A 16,637-nucleotide genomic window follows, 5' to 3' on the forward strand; every position below is an offset into this window, starting at 1 on the left:
TTATGTCCACTTTTTTATTTGTGATGGAATGAACTTTATAGTTCGTTCCTTTTTATTTTTCTGAATATAAATTTTACATATTATTCAATAAAGGAGAAATGAAAATGAAAAGAAAAGTAATAATTGATTGTGATCCAGGTATTGATGATTCTCTTGCTCTACTTCTAGCTTTGAATTCACCGGAACTAGCTGTTATAGGAATTACTATTGTATCTGGAAATGTTTGTGCTAATCAAGGTGCTAAAAATGCTTTAAAGGTTTTAAAGCTTCTAAAAAGAGAAGATATTAAAGTTTATGTTGGGGAAAGTACTCCTTTAGTTAGAGATTTAGTTACTGCACAAGATACTCACGGGGAAGATGGACTTGGTGAAACTAACTATGAAGAAGCTAATGTTAAAATTAATCATAATGGTGTTGATTTTATATTAGATAGTGCTAAACAAGGTGATGTTAGCATCATTGCCTTAGGACCTTTAACTAACTTATCTAGAGCTTTAGAAAAAGATGAAGCTGCATTTAATATGATTAATGAAATAGTATCTATGGGTGGTACATTTAAATCTCATGGTAATTGCTCTCAAGTTGCAGAATTTAACTATTGGGTTGATCCTCATAGTGTAAAAAAGATATTTGATAATAGCAAAGTTCCTTTTTTAATGGTAGGTTTAGACGTTACTCGTGAAATAGTTTTAACTCCTAACCTTATAGAAGTTATTAATCAATTTGATGATGTAATAGGAAAATTTATTGTAGATATAACAAGATTTTATGTTGATTTCCATTGGAATCAAGAAAGAACTCTTGGATGTGTTATTAATGATCCTTTAGCTGTAGCATATTTTATAGATAGAAGTATTTGTGAAGGATTTACTTCTTACTTAGACATTGTTACAGATGGAGTAGCTATGGGACAAACCTTAGTTGATGTAGGCGAATTTTATAAAAAAGAGCACAATGGATTAGTTTTAACTAAAGTTAATTCTAAAAAATTCATGGAGATGTTCTTATATAGATTGTTTCCAAACAATAAAAAAGATATAGAGTTAATTCTTAATAACAAAAGATATTACATAGGTTAAAGCACTGGAGGATATATGAAAAAAAATAATATTTTTAAAATAACACTTATGTCTGTAGCAATTGTTATAAACATTCTTGGAGGATTCATTGCTATTGCTCTTAAGCTTCCAATATTTATAGATACAATTGGAACTTTCTTAATTGCTTTTTTATTTGGTCCAATAAGTGGTGCAATAACTGGTTTGGCTACATCATTAATAAATGGCTTTACTTTTGATCCATATTCATTGTACTTTTTCCCAGTTCAAATAGTAATAGGATTAGTTGCTGGTTTATGCTATAAAAAAGGATTATTTAAGGGCAAATTCATAGTTTTAGGGATTTTAATTTCAACTATTGCAGGTTCACTAGTTGCATCACTTATTTCTGCATATGTTTTTAGTGGAATAACATCATCTGGAACCTCATTTGTAGTTATGTATTTGAAAAATGTTGGTGTAAATATAGTAGCTAGTGTTTTCTCAACTCAAATATTATTTGATTTACTAGATAAAGCTTCCACTATATTTATTGTATTAATGCTAATTAAATCCCTGCCAAATAATATGAAAGAAATTATAAATAATAGGTGTGTAAATGGATAGATATAATAAAATAACTAACAAAAATATTCGAGAAATTGTATTATTAAAATCATTCCCTTGTATTTGGGGTAAATGTAGTTTTTGTGATTATATAGATGATAATAGCTTAAATGAAGAAGAAATAGTAAAGCTAAATAAAGAAGTATTAAAAAATATCACTGGAGAATTCAAAGTATTAGAAGTTATAAATTCAGGTAGCTGCTTTGAAATCCCCAAAGAAACACTAAATGATATAAAGAAAATAATACAAGAAAAAAACATAGAAAAGTTATTTCTAGAAAGTCATTGGTGCTATAAAAATAGATTACAAGAAATGAGAGACTTCTTTGGTATTCCAATTATATTTAAAATAGGCGTGGAAACCTTTGATAATAACTTTAGAAATTTAGTATTAAACAAAAATGCAAACTTCAAAGCTCCAGATGAGGTAAAAGAGCACTTTGAATCAGTTTGCTTACTAATTGGAATAAAAGGACAAACTAAAGAAATGATACAAAAAGATATAGATATAGTCCTTAAAAACTTTAAATATGCAACATTAAATGTTTTTGTTAATAATACAACAGATGTAAAAAGAGATGAAGAATTAGTAAAATGGTTCGCTGAAGAATATAAGTACTTAAATGACTACGATAATATCGAAGTGCTTTATAACAATACAGATTTTGGTGTAGGGGACTAGCTTATAAGGAAAAGTTAAAGTTGTTTTATTCTGCAAAACCTAAATAGGAAGCATTCATTCTTTTGAATGATGATATCAGAACTAAAATTATTGAAGAAGATACAATAAAAAAAGCCTTATCAAGAATGCTTCCGTAGCAAGTTCTTGATAAGGCTTTTTCATTCTGTAATTCCATTAAAATTAAATTTTATCTTTTCTATCTTTAATCATTTTTACAAACATATCAATAGTCTCAGGTGTCTGATGATTAAAAAATAAACTTGTTTTTGTATCTAACTCAGCGATTTTTCTCATATCTTTATCAGAAAGTTCAAAATCAAATATTTCAAAATTTTCTTTCATACGTTCTTTGTGGGTAGATTTTGCCAACGCTACAATATTTCTCTGCATAAGCCATCTTAAAATAATTTGTGCTACTGATTTTTTGTATTTACTCGCAATTTCCTGTAATAAAGGATTCTCAAACATATTGCTTTTTCCTTCCCCAAAAGGTGCCCATGCTTCCATCTGAACGCCACGCTTCACCATGTTTTCCTGTGCTTCTGTTTGCTGATGAAGAGGATTTGTTTCTATTTGATTGACATGTGGGGAAATTTTATTGAAAGCAGCGATGTCGGCTAATCTATCGGGTGAAAAATTGCTGACACCAATTGCTCTGATTTTTCCTTCTCCATACAATTCCTGTAATGCTCTGTATGCACCATAATAATCACTAAATGGCTGATGCAGTAAAACTAAATCAATATACTCTACTTTTAATTTCTTCATAGATTTTAATATTGATTGTTTTGCTTTATCATAGCCATAGTTATCAATCCATACTTTTGTAGTTATAAATAATTCTTCTCTTGGAATACCACATTTACTAATCGCATTTCCAACTTCTTCCTCATTGAAATAAGACTGTGCAGTATCTATATGTCTGTAACCTATCTTAATTGCATCCAGCACACATCTTTCACAATCTTCTTTCGCTATCTGAAACACACCAAACCCTAATTTAGGCATTTTCACGCCATTACTCAATGTAACATATTCCATAATAAATCACTCCTTGAACTTTTTATTTTTTTAAGTACAATAGTATTATAAATTCCGGTAGTAACTACCGGTCAATATCTATTTTCAATATTTTTACTTTTATGATTTTGGAGGTTTTCTATGTATTCAATGAAGGATGTATGTAAGCAGGTTAATATGTCTTATGAAACACTTAAGTATTATTGCAATGAAGGATTGATACCAAACGTAAAGCGTGATGAACGCAATTATAGAGTTTTTGACGACAAAGACATTTCATGGATAAAAAGTCTGACTTGTTTAAAAAAATGTGGAATGGGAATTACTGAAATGAAACAATATGTTGCATTATGTTTAGATGGAGAAAGCACAATTCCTAAAAGAAAGGACATATTAGAGAAGAAAAAGAAAACATTGTTGGATAAACTTCAAGAAATCAATGATTGTATTGATTTCATCAATACAAAACAACAATTTTACGATGATGTTCTTGATGGAAAAATCAAGTATATCAGCAATCTTATTGATGTAAATAGTAAGGAATAAGTTCCAACATATTTAGTTAACATTTTTTTATTTTTTATTATTTCGCTTTCCCAATATTATTATATATACAAATTATAAGTTTGTGAGAATAAATAAACTATGTGAAATGAGCATATAGCGAGTAACTAGAAGTACTTGGCAAATGAAGAACTACTAGCTTAATTGTTTGAGCGTAGCGAGTTTAATCAAAATCCTTGACATAGTAGTTTTTTCAAGCCTAGTACTTCTTTATGTAGCTATCTAGCTTATGGAACATATCTAGTTATCGTAGCATTTATAATTCTCAATTTATAATTATCTTCCACTAAGTAATTTATAGTATTTAGGCAACTCATTTTCGTTGCATTTATCGCATTTTTTTGCATAACAATATGTCTTAGCTCTACCTAATTTACCATGCATCTTATCCCATATATCTTTTATATCTTCATTTAATACATTCCCAAATGCTTCAGGAACAAAGTCACAAGGCAAAAAGTTTCCTTCATTGTCTATATAGGAGTGTTGTACCCCTGCTCCACATCCAAATTGATCTTTTGACTCAACGTATGGAAATACTGATGTTTTAGGATAGCCTTTATCTCTATTAAATTTTATATGAAGCTTTATAAGTGCTTTTTTATCTTCTTTAGAGAATATTTCATCTGACTTTACTAAAAGAGATCCACATGGGATAGGTTCTAGTATTCTAACTTCATCTATTCCCAATGTTTTTAGAAACTTACCTAACTTATATATTTCTCCACTTTTTAGCATTTCTTTTGTGCATACAGTTTGAGCCATAGTATAAAGTCCTGCTTCTTTGCAATTTTTTATTGCTGAAATTGAATTTTCATATGCACCACTAAAACCTCTTTTTTTATCATGATTTTCCTTATATAAGCTATCAATACTTATTCCAACACCAAAAAGCCCAGCTTGTTTTAAATGTTTTGCTTTGTTAAGACTTAGTGAATAGCCATTTGTAAATAAATATGAAATACTTCTATTATCTATACTACTTATAATTTCTTCTAAATCACTTCTAAGAAGAGGCTCTCCGCCTGTAAATCCAATTATTCCAACACCTAAATCTTGAAGTGATTTTATTATTTTCTTGACTTCATCTGTTGTCATTTCTTTTGATTTATCGTCCTTATTTTTAATAAACCTTTTAGCACTACAATGCCAACAGTTATACATACATCTTCCTGTGATAGCTATATATGTAGAAATTGGAGCAAGTCTTTTGCCAATAGTATGATTATAAAAGAATTCAGCATTTTCTCCAGGAACTGCATCTACAATACTTTTATAAGCTATGCTATTTAAAGGTGGCAAAAATGAATTAACTACAAAATTACCATTATGAACAGCTAATCTATCATTTTTTATGACATTCATTCCACATTTTACGGCATTTATAGGCTTATAATCTTTACTTTCTTTAAATCTCTTATGTATATAAAAGAAATTATTTCTTACATTTGTATTTAACATTGCTTTTATAATTGGCATTGTATTACTTATCATTTTTAAAAATCCCCCAAACATATTTATGAGTAATTGTTTTAATTCCTTTTTTATCAACTAACTTAATCATTGAGCTTTTAACCTCTTCATCTTCCATATCTATCATAGCGTCAAACCCTGCTAAGGCTCCTGTAGATGTTACAAAAGAAACCACCGATTGTGCATTGTCAAAAGTAAATATATGAGATCCGCTTTCTACTTCTATCTTAGAAAACCCTTCCTTTTCAAACCATCTTGTAAAGGTCTTATGATGAATTGGATTAGGAAGCTCTTTCATTATTTTATTTACTTTCTTATAATTTCTTAAAATAAGCTTTGGATATATCTTTCTAACCTCTGGTAATGTATCTTTTAAGTTAACTATTACTGCAAAGTATCCGTCCTTTTTTAAAACTCTAGAAACCTCTTTTATAATTTCATGAGGATTTTGGTATTTAATTGCCCAAGAACATATAACAATATCAAAACTATTATCCTTTGAGCTTTTTAAAAAAGATAACATATCACTTTTTATAAAATCTGCTTTTAAAGTAGAATTATTTTTAGCTTCATTTAACATTCCCTCTGATATATCTACTAAAGTGAAACTTGCATTATTGATTTTAGAATTTATAAAGTTACTATTAAAGCCAGTCCCACAAGCAAGATCAAGAATTTTAGGAGATGAATTAGATTTATTATCAATATACCTTATAATTACTTCATCTAACATTTCTTTATTATATTTATGCATTTCTTTTAGGAAGGAATCATTATAATTTCCACTAACTCTTGTATAAGAATTTGCTATATCATCTAGATTTGTGTACTTTTTAGATAAGAATAGTTTTATAATTTTAAACAGCCCTTTAAAAATATTCATTAATAACTCCTTTTAATTTGAATTCTCTCCAATATATATATATTCATGATTTGATATTTTAATTATTTCTCCATTACTGAAATACTGTGAAGCTAATTTTTTCATTTCGCTTTTAGATAGCATTTTAACCTTTTCAAAACAACTTCTTTCAAAAATATATATAAGCTTAGTTATTATGTGAGTTCTATCAAATTCATAAATTAAAATTTTACCCTTATCATTAAGTAATCTTTTACATTCATTTAAAGTCTTTTCTTTATCTTGTATGTGATGAAATGAATCTCTCATTATAATTAAATCAAATCCATTATCAGTTAAAGCAATATTAGTTGAATATCCATTAATTATCTTAACTTCATTATTTTTTTCCTTCGCTATATTTGTCATTTTAACTTCAGGATCAAGAATAGTTACATTTGCCCCTAATTTTATTAGAATATCTGCAAGAGTTCCTGTTCCCCCACCAATGTCTAAAATCTCTATATTATTAACATCTTTAAGTACTTTTATTATTTCTTTATTCTTATCTAAATTAAATATTTTCATAAATTTATCATATTGTTTACTGTAATATTTAAATAAATAATTCATATAAATATCCTTTCATCCATTATGTTAATATTTGCTAATTATATGATAACATGAAACTCTTACAAACTTGGTATATATTCCTTAATTTTTTCTAAAATATGTATTTTTATTAAGTCTAATAGTTTAAATTTAGTATTATAATTTGCTCGCCACTAGAGAAAGGAGCTAATAAGATAATTAATTCATCAGAAACTGAAATGTTAGTTTCTCTTGATTGTAACACTATTAGCTATCCAGATATAGCCTATTATCCACACTCATATAAAGTTTAGATAATTTTATATGATAAACCAAATAAGTTTTATAAAAATGATTATATTAAACACCTATATAATGGTATAATTTTATATATAAGTAAAAAGATGATTAATGGTATTATTATATGGAGGATTTAAAAATGGATGATACTAATTCAAAGGAAAATGTTGAGTGCCCATTTTGTAAAAGTAAAAATATAAAAATTATAATTGAAAAGCAAAAAGAAAACTTTGACATAACAAGTGGAGTTATTGGAACTATATGTCTTGGTCCTATTGGATTATTATGTGGCTTATGTTGTGCTGACGGTGAAAAGGAAAAAACAACTTGTATTTGTAATGATTGTGGAAAGAGATTTATAGATGAGTAAAAAAGATAAGATTTGGTTATTTTTTATGAAGCTTTTTTCTAAGACTTGTCATCAAAAATCTGAAAGAAGCTTTTTCTTTTATAATTATCAATTTCCTATATGCGCAAGGTGTACAGGCTTATTAATAGGATATATTTTAGGTCTACTAGCTTTATTTTTCAGTTTTAGAATTTCCGTTAGTTTAAGTTTAATTTTTGCAATGATCATGTTTGGTGATTGGTTTATTCAGCATAAAAAAATATATTCTTCTAATAATACTAGGCGAGTTATCACTGGGTTTCTTTGTGGCTTTGGGATTATAAGTGTAATAGCTAATTTTTATGTAATCCTAGTTAATTGGTAACTATATATTTCTTTCATTAAAAAATTACATAGCAAGACCTTATTTTATAAAAATTTACTCATTTTAGATAGCTTAAATTTAGAATTATATCCGAAATTATATAAAAATCAAAAGATTATTTCATATTATTAATGTCAATAAAACTTCATTTATTAGTTTAAAATGATAAATATAAGTTGGCGAATATAAATAGCTTATGGAACATATCTTTTTATATTCACCCTTATATTCTTAATAAAAATATTTACTTTATTTTAGTTTATAATTTTCTTTTATAATTTTTTTATTATTTAAATTATCACTTTTAATATAAATTCTATTTAACATTAAGACATTTGCTTTTGCCTCTGTTAAAAATTAATTACCATCCCAATGATATATTAGTTGTACAACACCAGAAGAAAATTTTCTGGTATTAACCAATTTTAAATTCAATCTCTGGTTTATATCAATAAACAACGGTTTTCCTTCTCCTAAAACAACAGGATGAACAGATAATCTAAATTCATCAACAAGCCCTAAATTTATAAAAGTTGTAATGAGACTTGCCCCTCCATATAGCCAAATATCCTTACCAGGCTTATTCTTCAGTTTTTTTACTTCTTCAAGATTATTTTCATTTATAAATATTGCTTGATTATCAGTATCTATTTTTGTTCTAGAAAACACATATTTCTCTTTACTGTGAATCAATTTCCAAATTTCTTTTTCGTTATCAGAATCCTCATCTGATGGAATATATTGTCCCCATAAATCGTAACTTTTTCTTCCATATAAAATAGTGTCAATTTCATTTAAGAAATTATTAAATCCCATATCAGTGTTCATAATGCACCAATCAACTTCTCCATTTTTCCCTTCAATAAACCCGTCTAAAGTAGTTGCTAAATCTAAAATTATTTTTCTCTGTTTTATATTATTTGACATAGCTCTTACTCCTCCTTATATTTTTTCTCTAGAGATTGTAATTTATTATTTCTAATTTTCTTTACTCATTGCTATATACTTACTTATAGTTTCCTTTATTTTTCTATCATGAATTCTATTTATAACATCCATATTCATAGTTTCAGATGCATTTTTAAAACAAGGTATATGTTCTATATCAGATTGAAATATAAGTTTAAATATAAATATATGTATTTCTTTTATTTCTTCAGTATTTAAATCTCTACATTCTTCAATAATTGATGTTACTACTTCATGAATATATTTTGATATTTTCTTATTATTTTCTGTAATCTCTTTCTCTGTATATTTAGTTTCCCTATCATCCCTAAATTCTTCGCACTTTACCATCTTCTCATGAAAATGAAAATTCGCCATAAACTTAGATTTAATATCTTCTAATAATTTTTCCTCTCCTATTTCAGCTACTATCTTTTGTAGAGAAGGAATATTATTAATATAAGCATAGAATACATCTTTAACATGATTTTCATGTAACCTTACTATATCCTCATGACTTAAGTTCTCAGTGTATTTATGTGCTTTTTCAAAAAGCTTTTCCATTTTCTCTTCAATGCTTTTCTTTAGCTCATCAATATAATCTTTTCTTTTCATATCACACATAAAAAATCCCCCACCTTTTATAATTCTATTTACAATAATATACTATAAGTAAAAATTCTTCAAATATTATCACCTTTGAATTCATATTTAACTTGATAACTTCATCGTAAGCATATACTCAAATTATTCAAAAATATCTTTCTTAAGTTTTTCTAAAAACTATAAATTATTGAAATACTATTTACATATAAAATGATAGTAAACAAAGCTTTTATAGTATAATTATCTACATAAGATAAAAAAGAAGTAAATTCATAAGTGATTTTAAAATAATATTAATTATTTATATAAAAATACTATATGACTTATAACTATTAGCATATTATCTATGTTATCTTCTGCTTATGAATAAGATGCATTAACTAAAAAGTGGTGAAATTTAACGTTTCACCACTTTTTATTCGTATAAATTATCTTCAATTATTTTATTTGCAATAAGACCTATATTGACTTCTCTAATGTCCATATATACATCAATGATTCTATCAGTAAGAGTAACTTCAACATATTCTACTTGTTTTCCATCTTCATCTTTATAAGTTATTATATCATAAGTTATTATTTCATCCTTAAGTTGCTTTTTAGAAATCATTCAGTTTTCCTCCATAAGTTTTATTCACTATATTTTAGCAAATAATTTATACAATGTCTATTTATAGCCATTATCTTATTCTATTAATATACTCTTATCTTATACTATTAATATACTCTTATCTTATACTATATATTGCTAACCCAATACTAGTATTTTCACAACTTCTAATTTCAATTATATAATATATTTTCTTTATATAGATAGTAATATTATACTTAAACTATAATAAAAAATAGGTAGACAACTGTCTACCTATTTTTAACCTTATTAACTAATTCTTCATAAACATTATCTGGTAATATAGCTGCTTTTCCCTTACCATAAAAAGCAACATCATCTATTGCAAGCCATCTACTTTTTTGACCATAAATAAAATCTACAATACAATTAGCGCCTAATGCTTTAGCTTTATTAGCCATATCACTTTTTACATCATTTAAATTTTTTAATTGTGCTCCAATTTTAAAACTTAAGTCAGAACTAACACTTCCAATAATTTTTGCATTACTATTAATTCCTTCAATAAAAACTATATCATTATAGAAAGTAGTATAAGCCATTAATCCTCTTCCCTTTCCATAATTGCAATGAACTCTTGTCTACTTCCACCAAATGATGCAATATCAGCAGTTGCAGCTGCTTTTAATTCCCACCCTTGATCTGCATATGCATTTAATGCATCCTCTAATTTTTGAGGATCAAACTTTCCTGAAAACCACTTATCTTTTTGACTAAGAACCTTATATCTTTTCATTTTACTCCTCCATCTATAATATATTTTTAAATTTACTATTCATTTTATTTATATATTAAAATTATATTATTTATATTCAAAATATTCAATTAAATTCCAGATAATTTCTATTTTTTATTATGACGAATTGTCAAACTAAGTGCACCGCTTAGTATTCTTTGTTAAATTCTTCTAATAGAGTCTTGTATCCAAGACATTTTCGTGGTCTATTGCTTAAATAATTTTAGACAATATTAACATCGTTTTGTGTATAGGTAGAAAATTTAAACTTTTTAGGGGAAATTATTCTCATTAATCCATTAGCATTTTCGCTAGTACTTCTTTACCAAGAACTATAGGGATAAGCAAAGTATACACCTACATTTAAAGTTTACTCTAATTCTTCATATCCAGCAAATTCTCTGCCACGATCAACGATAAGAGTTTTAAGGAAATTTGCAGTATTTCGTTTAATCTCCCTTGAAATAGTAGCTTTGCTTCTATTAAGCTCTTTAGCTATTTTAGATATATTCGATCCTAAATTTAAGCGTTCTAATATACAATATCGTTTATTTATAGTAATATGTTTATAACACATATTGTCATATCCTTTAAAGTATTTTTCTAGTCAATTATTACTTTAACCGGAACATAAATGTATGGGTTACTTTTTAAAATTAATTAATTTTGCACTTGATATTGTAATTTATCTAAGTAAAAAATAAGAACCTGAATCATCCAGGTTCTTTACTTTTAATATACTAATATTTATTTCGTTAAAATTATTTTTAAGGATAATATTACTATAAATTAGAAGCGTACATGTCCAATTCTTCATAGAACACATTACCAAATAAGTATCTTAATGTATATTCCATTGTTTTATAAATAGGAGATGAATTAGGCAAAGGATTTTCAACACAATCCATATAATTTCTCCATCTAACGAATTTTGAAGTCTCAGATGTTGCGAGTGTAATAAAAATATCTTTATTATCTAAAATTATTATTTCTAATGGTGATATACAACAATCAAAAGGCTTTACTGAATAGATTGGTATATTTTCTATTTCAGAAATTCTATGTAGTGAACAAAATCTATCCTTACCATTGTCACTAGTAGCTAAAAATACACATTCATCATTAATTTCATTTAGTTTATATTTACATAGAGTCATCTTATTTTGTGATAATAAGCCAATTTTTTCAGACGATAAATATTTTGTAACATCATCAATATATAGTTCTACTACTTTTTCGTTATATGGAGATATAATTCCACCGCCATCACAGCAAGTACCACTAAAATCTTCAGATGCATTGAAAGTACAATTTTTAGGATCACATGACCAGCATTTATTAATAATTGCATTTTTATCTACAATAATATTTCCAAATCTAATTTTATCTATTTTTTCTAAATATTCGTTTACTAAAAGCACATCCGGTTTAAAATCATCAAATTTTTCTCCTGTATTCCTATAATATTGCATAAAATTACTCCTTTTTATTTTTTAATTTTATAATATTTTTAAAATTATAATCTCCATCTAATATATTGTGAGATACGTTAGATAGGTTACTTTTATAAACTTTTAAATTTTGCCCTTGATATAGCCATAAATATAGATGTTCATTATATGCCATATCTTGTATTTTATTGTAAATATTATACTTTTTAGGATTATCTTTCTCAAATCTTACTTTATTAATAAGATGATTAATTTTAGAATTATTGAACCCTACAACACTTGCAATTTCACCATTTTTATGATAAAAATCATATGCAAAACTATATGGATTATTAGTATCTGGAGCATATGATAAAAATGATAAATCAAATTCACCTAAATCAAATTCTTTACAAAACTGTGAAAACGGTAGTTTTGTAATTTCTAAATCAATTCCTATTAATTGAAGCCCATTTTTTAAAATGTTACAAGCTATATCTGCATCTTCCATTCCTAAAACACTCAATACTTTTAATTTAGGGATATTAACCAAGTTAATAGTTTTAATGATTCTTTTAGCCTCATCAATATTATAATTAATGAGAGGTATATTAGAATTATGTGAATAAACGCCTTTAGGTATAGCTGTATTTACTCTTTCTCCCATTCCTTTTCTACCAAACTCCAAAAAATTTTCATAATCAAATGATAATATCAGAGCTTTCCTAAATTCATTTATATTTAATGGTATTCGATTAGAATTTAATACAAATAATACCATATCCAAAGCTGGAAATTTTTTTATTTCTATATCTGTGTATTTTTCAAAATCTTTAGACTTACTTGCTTGAACAGCCATAATATCTCCTGTAGTTAAAAATAATTGTTTTCTTTTTTCATAATTACTTTCACAAATTATCCTTATATAATTAGAGTCTGGTTTTTTTTCCCAGTAATTATCAAAGCGTTCTAGGATAATTTCTTTATTATAAGTATCAATATTTTTTATTTTAAATGGTCCTGTACCGCTAGATGTTTCTGATAATAAGGTTGGATTGTCCAGTAGTCTTGGGCTTATAATTGAGCTTTCCTGAATAGCTAAAAAGTAGATTAAATCTAAACAGTTTTTATCTAATTCAATACTAAAAAGATATTTATTTAGACATACTATATTATCAGGATTTAATAATCCATTAAATAACTCATTAGCTTTTTTTGATTCATTTAACATTCGTATTAAAGATTTTTGTACAGCATAGGAGTCACATTCTAAACCATCATGAAAGTATATATTTCTTTTAAGTTCAAAAAAATAAATCTTATCAAATTTAATCCACCATTCCTTAACAAGAACTGGAACACAGTTGTCTCCTATAAAATTAAATAATTTTTCATAGACATTATCAATAATTTCCCTACTTATTGTATCAGCTGCAAATACTGGATCTATAGAACTTGGCATATCAATTTGTAATCTACAAATAGTATTTTCATTGATTAGATTTTTCATTTAAACCTCCTATTATTTAACTAAATCATTAGTATTATTTTCTATTTTCCTAAGGTTTATAAATAGTAAAAATACAATAATTACATATATAATTGAAAACGTCATTATTCCCGTATTAATATTAAATCTATCTACAATTTTACCGAGAGAAATATTCCCTAAAGCATCACCAATACTAGCACTTAATGATATAAGAGATAATTCAAATCCTTTAAATTCATTTCTTATAAATATTGATTCTGCCTTAGGAATTGCTATATATGTAAATGTCACAAATATACTACATAATAAAAACATTATAAGAAAACTTATTGAATTAGATACTAATATCATTAATATACCTGAACAAGATGCAAAAAAATAGCTTAAACAAACCATTTTTCTAATATTAATTTTATCAGCAATATGTCCTGCAACAAAATAAGTTGGAGAGCCTATTAATTCATCTAAAGACATAACAATCCCTAGTGCTACTGCAGTATATCCAAAGTTTTTATAAAAATGCATTGGAACTAGAGTATTCCACATAGGACTAGTAACAAATGTTTGTAAGAACATAACAATACAAAATAAATAAATCATTTTATTAATTCCACTAAATAGATTTTTATTAATAAACTTTTGAGGTTGATTTTGAATTGAGGGTAGAAAGAAGATAGTTACTATAGACGCTAAAATTAAAATTACTGAAATTATAATAAATGAATATTTACCTTGATTAAACTGATAAAGAAACCCTGCTACCATTCCGCCGAAAGAAGTAATAATTGATGATAGACCTAGTACATTACCAAATCCCTTTCCTCTATCTTCAAATTTTGTAAGTTCTATTGTATAAGAAGAATTTATAGAGGTGAAAATACCTCTACACAGACCTAAACAACATAAAAGTATTAAATAATATATTATTGAAGTTGCAAAAGCCATTAAAAAAATTATTATTGAACTTGAAGCTAATGATATTATAAGATATATCTTTTGACCTACTAAATCGGAATGCCTCCCTGTTATAACCTTTATAAAAAACATACCAAGGGAGAATGAAGCCATAACACTACCTATGCTAGCAAAAGATAAGCCTTGATCAGCCATTTTTAATGGAATAATAATTGTAATAGCATTTGAACTCATTAAGAAGCAACCTGATACGATTGCAAATATCCATAGTTCAAATTTTTTATTATATTTCATTATAGAGCTCCTTGAATACTATTTTATTTTAGTAACGTTCCTTCCAATGTATGTAACTCGCTTAGTATTGGATATTTTTCAAGCATCCACATTATTTCAAGAAAAGTATTTTTGTAATCAGAACATTTTTTGCTCCTTGCACTAAGATTATTGTTATTTGTAAAATACGCTTGTGCTCTACATCCCCCACCACAAAAAAATCTAAAATCACATTTACTACAAGTTTCATTTAAATTATTTATATTAATGCGTCTATGTTCTTTAAATGTATTAGTATCTCTCCAAATATCTGAAAATGAACGTTGCCTAACATTATCTTCCTTGTACTGATTAACTTGAAAAGAAGGACATGGAAAAACATCACCATTTGCAGTTATTGAACATGTATTTATACCTGACCCACAGCAATCAGTCTTTATTGGAAGTAGTACTGTTTCTATTAATTTGCTTATAGCTGTATCAATAAGTTTATTAAAAAGATATTCATTTGATGTTGCTTCTTCCAATAGATCTTTAATAATTTTATACTCATTTGGAATATCAATACCATAAACTTTAGCATTTCCAAAATCATTTAAGAAATTTAGAATTACTCTATCTGCACCAATTTCATCTGCAAATTTGAAATATTCAATCACTTCATTCTGATTTTTCTTATGAATTGTCATAGATAGTGTTACTGGAACTCCCTTATCCACACACCATTTTATACTTTTTATTGTTTTATCATATGTTTCTTTACCTCGTATAAATTCATGTGTTTCTTTACTTACTCCATCTAACGATATTGTTGTTGATATTTTATGTTCTGATAGATAATTAACTACTTCTTCAGTAAATAATAGACCATTTGTAATAAAATTAACTTCTATTCCATCTATATTCATGGCATCAAATATTTCTATAATATCTTTTCTTAATAATGGCTCACCACCAGTTATATCTACTTTTACACCATTTTTCCCACCTACTTTGATAAAATCTAATGCAAGATCTCTCATTTCACTAGGAGTTAACTTGTTTTCTACTTGTTTTTTATCTCCTAAAAAACAATGCTTACAATTAATATTGCATCTAGATTCAATATTTAACCATACTCCTTGTAAAGGATAAATTTCAATTTCATCTTTATTAGTATCTTCTATATTTTGTATATTTTCTCCAAGATATAATATACCTTGGTCAATTAACGAATTAATAAATTCTTGAGTATCATTATCAAAATCTTTAATTTCTTGTAATGTCATTCCATTTACTTTTCTAAGTATGTCACTACTACCTTTAGACGCTATGAACCAATAAGGTATTTCAGGGAAAATAATTACTTCTTTAGTACCTTCCTTATTTGTATAACTGCTGATTTTACCTAATAAATTTATTTTTCTATTATCCAAAATTATCATCCTTTACTCAATATATTAAAAGGAGCAACATTATACCTATTGCTCCTTTTTTAAATTTAAATAGAATATTTAGTATGTGTAAAATTGTCTCTAAATGATACCGGTTGTCTTCTTTTTGCAAATGCAAATAATTTCATAATTTCACCCCCCCTTAGAATATATAGGGTAACCCCTATTTATTCTAATTATACAATATAATACAATTAATGTAAATATATTCTAATAAAAAAAGACAAATTATAACATTTTTAATAACATGTAAATTGAAAAAGTAACTTCCGTTTTTTTACTTAAACAGAAGTTAGTCTTGCAAAGTATCTGATATAATTAATTT

General features: G+C 26.3%; 20 protein-coding genes. 6 read left to right on the forward strand and 14 right to left on the reverse strand.

The genetic code is table 11. The features are described 5' to 3' along the window. Nucleotides 1–104: 104 nt before the first annotated feature. Genes I2A75_RS16025 through I2A75_RS16035 form a run of 3 tightly spaced genes read left to right on the forward strand, consistent with a single transcriptional unit; the run spans nt 105 to nt 2,346 of the window. Nucleotides 105–1,079: a nucleoside hydrolase gene (locus I2A75_RS16025; protein ID WP_195266438.1), complete on the forward strand. Its 975-nt coding sequence runs from the start codon at nt 105–107 to the stop codon at nt 1,077–1,079. Nucleotides 1,080–1,094: 15 nt separating this feature from the next. Continuing rightward, a complete protein-coding gene (locus tag I2A75_RS16030; RefSeq protein WP_195266441.1) occupies nt 1,095–1,664 on the forward strand; it encodes an ECF transporter S component in 570 nt (189 codons plus the stop codon). After that, complete coding sequence (locus tag I2A75_RS16035) at nt 1,657–2,346, forward strand: radical SAM protein (RefSeq protein WP_195266443.1); 690 nt, start codon at nt 1,657–1,659, stop codon at nt 2,344–2,346. Before I2A75_RS16030 ends, I2A75_RS16035 begins: the two co-directional genes overlap by 8 nt. Before the next feature lie 25 nt (nt 2,347–2,371). On the opposite strand, the gene I2A75_RS16040 is transcribed toward I2A75_RS16035, so the two are convergent. Continuing rightward, a complete protein-coding gene (locus I2A75_RS16040; protein WP_195266445.1) occupies nt 2,372–2,521 on the reverse strand; it encodes a hypothetical protein in 150 nt (49 codons plus the stop codon). Between the two features lie 5 nt (nt 2,522–2,526). Then, complete coding sequence (locus I2A75_RS16045) at nt 2,527–3,387, reverse strand: aldo/keto reductase (protein WP_195266447.1); 861 nt, start codon at nt 3,385–3,387, stop codon at nt 2,527–2,529. A gap of 120 nt (nt 3,388–3,507) precedes the next feature. Between I2A75_RS16045 and I2A75_RS16050 the strand changes: the two genes are divergently transcribed. Then, nucleotides 3,508–3,912 carry a MerR family transcriptional regulator gene (locus tag I2A75_RS16050; protein ID WP_195266450.1) on the forward strand — a complete coding sequence of 135 codons (405 nt, stop codon included), beginning with the start codon at nt 3,508–3,510 and terminating at the stop codon, nt 3,910–3,912. A 294-nt stretch (nt 3,913–4,206) separates the two neighbouring features. On the opposite strand, the gene I2A75_RS16055 is transcribed toward I2A75_RS16050, so the two are convergent. Genes I2A75_RS16055 through I2A75_RS16065 form a run of 3 tightly spaced genes read right to left on the reverse strand, consistent with a single transcriptional unit; the run spans nt 4,207 to nt 6,877 of the window. Further along, nucleotides 4,207–5,424, reverse strand: a complete 1,218-nt coding sequence (locus tag I2A75_RS16055) for a radical SAM protein (RefSeq protein ID WP_195266452.1) — start codon at nt 5,422–5,424, stop codon at nt 4,207–4,209. Beyond that, nucleotides 5,414–6,286, reverse strand: coding sequence for a class I SAM-dependent methyltransferase (locus I2A75_RS16060; protein WP_195266453.1), 873 nt, complete (start codon nt 6,284–6,286; stop codon nt 5,414–5,416). Before I2A75_RS16060 ends, I2A75_RS16055 begins: the two co-directional genes overlap by 11 nt. A gap of 12 nt (nt 6,287–6,298) precedes the next feature. Then, nucleotides 6,299–6,877: a class I SAM-dependent methyltransferase gene (locus I2A75_RS16065; protein WP_195266455.1), complete on the reverse strand. Its 579-nt coding sequence runs from the start codon at nt 6,875–6,877 to the stop codon at nt 6,299–6,301. A gap of 397 nt (nt 6,878–7,274) precedes the next feature. Here I2A75_RS16065 and I2A75_RS16070 point away from each other — a divergent pair, with 397 nt between their 5' ends. After that, nucleotides 7,275–7,505, forward strand: coding sequence for a hypothetical protein (locus I2A75_RS16070; RefSeq protein WP_195266457.1), 231 nt, complete (start codon nt 7,275–7,277; stop codon nt 7,503–7,505). A gap of 25 nt (nt 7,506–7,530) precedes the next feature. Continuing rightward, on the forward strand, nt 7,531–7,848 hold the full coding sequence (locus I2A75_RS16075) for a DUF2085 domain-containing protein (RefSeq protein WP_243242198.1): 318 nt from the start codon (nt 7,531–7,533) through the stop codon (nt 7,846–7,848). 357 nt (nt 7,849–8,205) lie between these two features. Here I2A75_RS16075 and I2A75_RS16080 read toward each other — a convergent pair whose 3' ends face one another. The 9 genes from I2A75_RS16080 to I2A75_RS16125 all read right to left on the reverse strand — a co-directional run bounded on the left by I2A75_RS16080 (nt 8,206) and on the right by I2A75_RS16125 (nt 16,294). Further along, nucleotides 8,206–8,775, reverse strand: coding sequence for a dihydrofolate reductase family protein (locus I2A75_RS16080; protein ID WP_195266461.1), 570 nt, complete (start codon nt 8,773–8,775; stop codon nt 8,206–8,208). Nucleotides 8,776–8,826: 51 nt separating this feature from the next. Continuing rightward, the gene (locus tag I2A75_RS16085; RefSeq protein WP_195266463.1) at nt 8,827–9,420 is read right to left on the reverse strand and encodes a hypothetical protein; all 594 of its coding nucleotides are present in this window, start codon (nt 9,418–9,420) and stop codon (nt 8,827–8,829) included. Nucleotides 9,421–9,817: 397 nt separating this feature from the next. Beyond that, complete coding sequence (locus I2A75_RS16090) at nt 9,818–10,012, reverse strand: hypothetical protein (protein WP_195266465.1); 195 nt, start codon at nt 10,010–10,012, stop codon at nt 9,818–9,820. A gap of 251 nt (nt 10,013–10,263) precedes the next feature. Continuing rightward, nucleotides 10,264–10,575 carry a hypothetical protein gene (locus I2A75_RS16095; RefSeq protein ID WP_195266467.1) on the reverse strand — a complete coding sequence of 104 codons (312 nt, stop codon included), beginning with the start codon at nt 10,573–10,575 and terminating at the stop codon, nt 10,264–10,266. Continuing rightward, the gene (locus I2A75_RS16100) at nt 10,575–10,769 is read right to left on the reverse strand and encodes a DUF4177 domain-containing protein (protein WP_195266469.1); all 195 of its coding nucleotides are present in this window, start codon (nt 10,767–10,769) and stop codon (nt 10,575–10,577) included. Before I2A75_RS16100 ends, I2A75_RS16095 begins: the two co-directional genes overlap by 1 nt. 782 nt (nt 10,770–11,551) lie before the next feature. Continuing rightward, nucleotides 11,552–12,241: a DUF3109 family protein gene (locus I2A75_RS16110; protein WP_195266474.1), complete on the reverse strand. Its 690-nt coding sequence runs from the start codon at nt 12,239–12,241 to the stop codon at nt 11,552–11,554. A gap of 4 nt (nt 12,242–12,245) precedes the next feature. Further along, nucleotides 12,246–13,709: an ABC transporter substrate-binding protein gene (locus I2A75_RS16115; RefSeq protein ID WP_195266476.1), complete on the reverse strand. Its 1,464-nt coding sequence runs from the start codon at nt 13,707–13,709 to the stop codon at nt 12,246–12,248. Between the two features lie 12 nt (nt 13,710–13,721). Further along, nucleotides 13,722–14,900 carry an MFS transporter gene (locus I2A75_RS16120; protein WP_195266478.1) on the reverse strand — a complete coding sequence of 393 codons (1,179 nt, stop codon included), beginning with the start codon at nt 14,898–14,900 and terminating at the stop codon, nt 13,722–13,724. A 23-nt stretch (nt 14,901–14,923) separates the two neighbouring features. Next, nucleotides 14,924–16,294, reverse strand: coding sequence for a radical SAM protein (locus I2A75_RS16125; RefSeq protein WP_195266488.1), 1,371 nt, complete (start codon nt 16,292–16,294; stop codon nt 14,924–14,926). Nucleotides 16,295–16,637: the final 343 nt, after the last annotated feature.

It is taken from the genome of Clostridium sp. 1001275B_160808_H3 (assembly GCF_015550425.1).
In the GTDB taxonomy this organism is placed as follows: Bacteria; Bacillota; Clostridia; order Clostridiales; family Clostridiaceae; genus Clostridium.

What these genes read in the sequence shown, in the direction of transcription:
- I2A75_RS16025 (WP_195266438.1), top strand. Translation starts at nt 105, where the DNA reads ATGAAAAGAAAAGTAATAATTGATTGTGATCCAGGTATTGATGATTCT.
- I2A75_RS16030 (WP_195266441.1), top strand. Translation starts at nt 1,095, where the DNA reads ATGAAAAAAAATAATATTTTTAAAATAACACTTATGTCTGTAGCAATT.
- I2A75_RS16035 (WP_195266443.1), top strand. Translation starts at nt 1,657, where the DNA reads ATGGATAGATATAATAAAATAACTAACAAAAATATTCGAGAAATTGTA.
- I2A75_RS16040 (WP_195266445.1), bottom strand. Translation starts at nt 2,521, where the DNA reads ATGGAATTACAGAATGAAAAAGCCTTATCAAGAACTTGCTACGGAAGC.
- I2A75_RS16045 (WP_195266447.1), bottom strand. Translation starts at nt 3,387, where the DNA reads ATGGAATATGTTACATTGAGTAATGGCGTGAAAATGCCTAAATTAGGG.
- I2A75_RS16050 (WP_195266450.1), top strand. Translation starts at nt 3,508, where the DNA reads ATGTATTCAATGAAGGATGTATGTAAGCAGGTTAATATGTCTTATGAA.
- I2A75_RS16055 (WP_195266452.1), bottom strand. Translation starts at nt 5,424, where the DNA reads ATGATAAGTAATACAATGCCAATTATAAAAGCAATGTTAAATACAAAT.
- I2A75_RS16060 (WP_195266453.1), bottom strand. Translation starts at nt 6,286, where the DNA reads ATGAATATTTTTAAAGGGCTGTTTAAAATTATAAAACTATTCTTATCT.
- I2A75_RS16065 (WP_195266455.1), bottom strand. Translation starts at nt 6,877, where the DNA reads ATGAATTATTTATTTAAATATTACAGTAAACAATATGATAAATTTATG.
- I2A75_RS16070 (WP_195266457.1), top strand. Translation starts at nt 7,275, where the DNA reads ATGGATGATACTAATTCAAAGGAAAATGTTGAGTGCCCATTTTGTAAA.
- I2A75_RS16075 (WP_243242198.1), top strand. Translation starts at nt 7,531, where the DNA reads ATGAAGCTTTTTTCTAAGACTTGTCATCAAAAATCTGAAAGAAGCTTT.
- I2A75_RS16080 (WP_195266461.1), bottom strand. Translation starts at nt 8,775, where the DNA reads ATGTCAAATAATATAAAACAGAGAAAAATAATTTTAGATTTAGCAACT.
- I2A75_RS16085 (WP_195266463.1), bottom strand. Translation starts at nt 9,420, where the DNA reads ATGTGTGATATGAAAAGAAAAGATTATATTGATGAGCTAAAGAAAAGC.
- I2A75_RS16090 (WP_195266465.1), bottom strand. Translation starts at nt 10,012, where the DNA reads ATGATTTCTAAAAAGCAACTTAAGGATGAAATAATAACTTATGATATA.
- I2A75_RS16095 (WP_195266467.1), bottom strand. Translation starts at nt 10,575, where the DNA reads ATGGCTTATACTACTTTCTATAATGATATAGTTTTTATTGAAGGAATT.
- I2A75_RS16100 (WP_195266469.1), bottom strand. Translation starts at nt 10,769, where the DNA reads ATGAAAAGATATAAGGTTCTTAGTCAAAAAGATAAGTGGTTTTCAGGA.
- I2A75_RS16110 (WP_195266474.1), bottom strand. Translation starts at nt 12,241, where the DNA reads ATGCAATATTATAGGAATACAGGAGAAAAATTTGATGATTTTAAACCG.
- I2A75_RS16115 (WP_195266476.1), bottom strand. Translation starts at nt 13,709, where the DNA reads ATGAAAAATCTAATCAATGAAAATACTATTTGTAGATTACAAATTGAT.
- I2A75_RS16120 (WP_195266478.1), bottom strand. Translation starts at nt 14,900, where the DNA reads ATGAAATATAATAAAAAATTTGAACTATGGATATTTGCAATCGTATCA.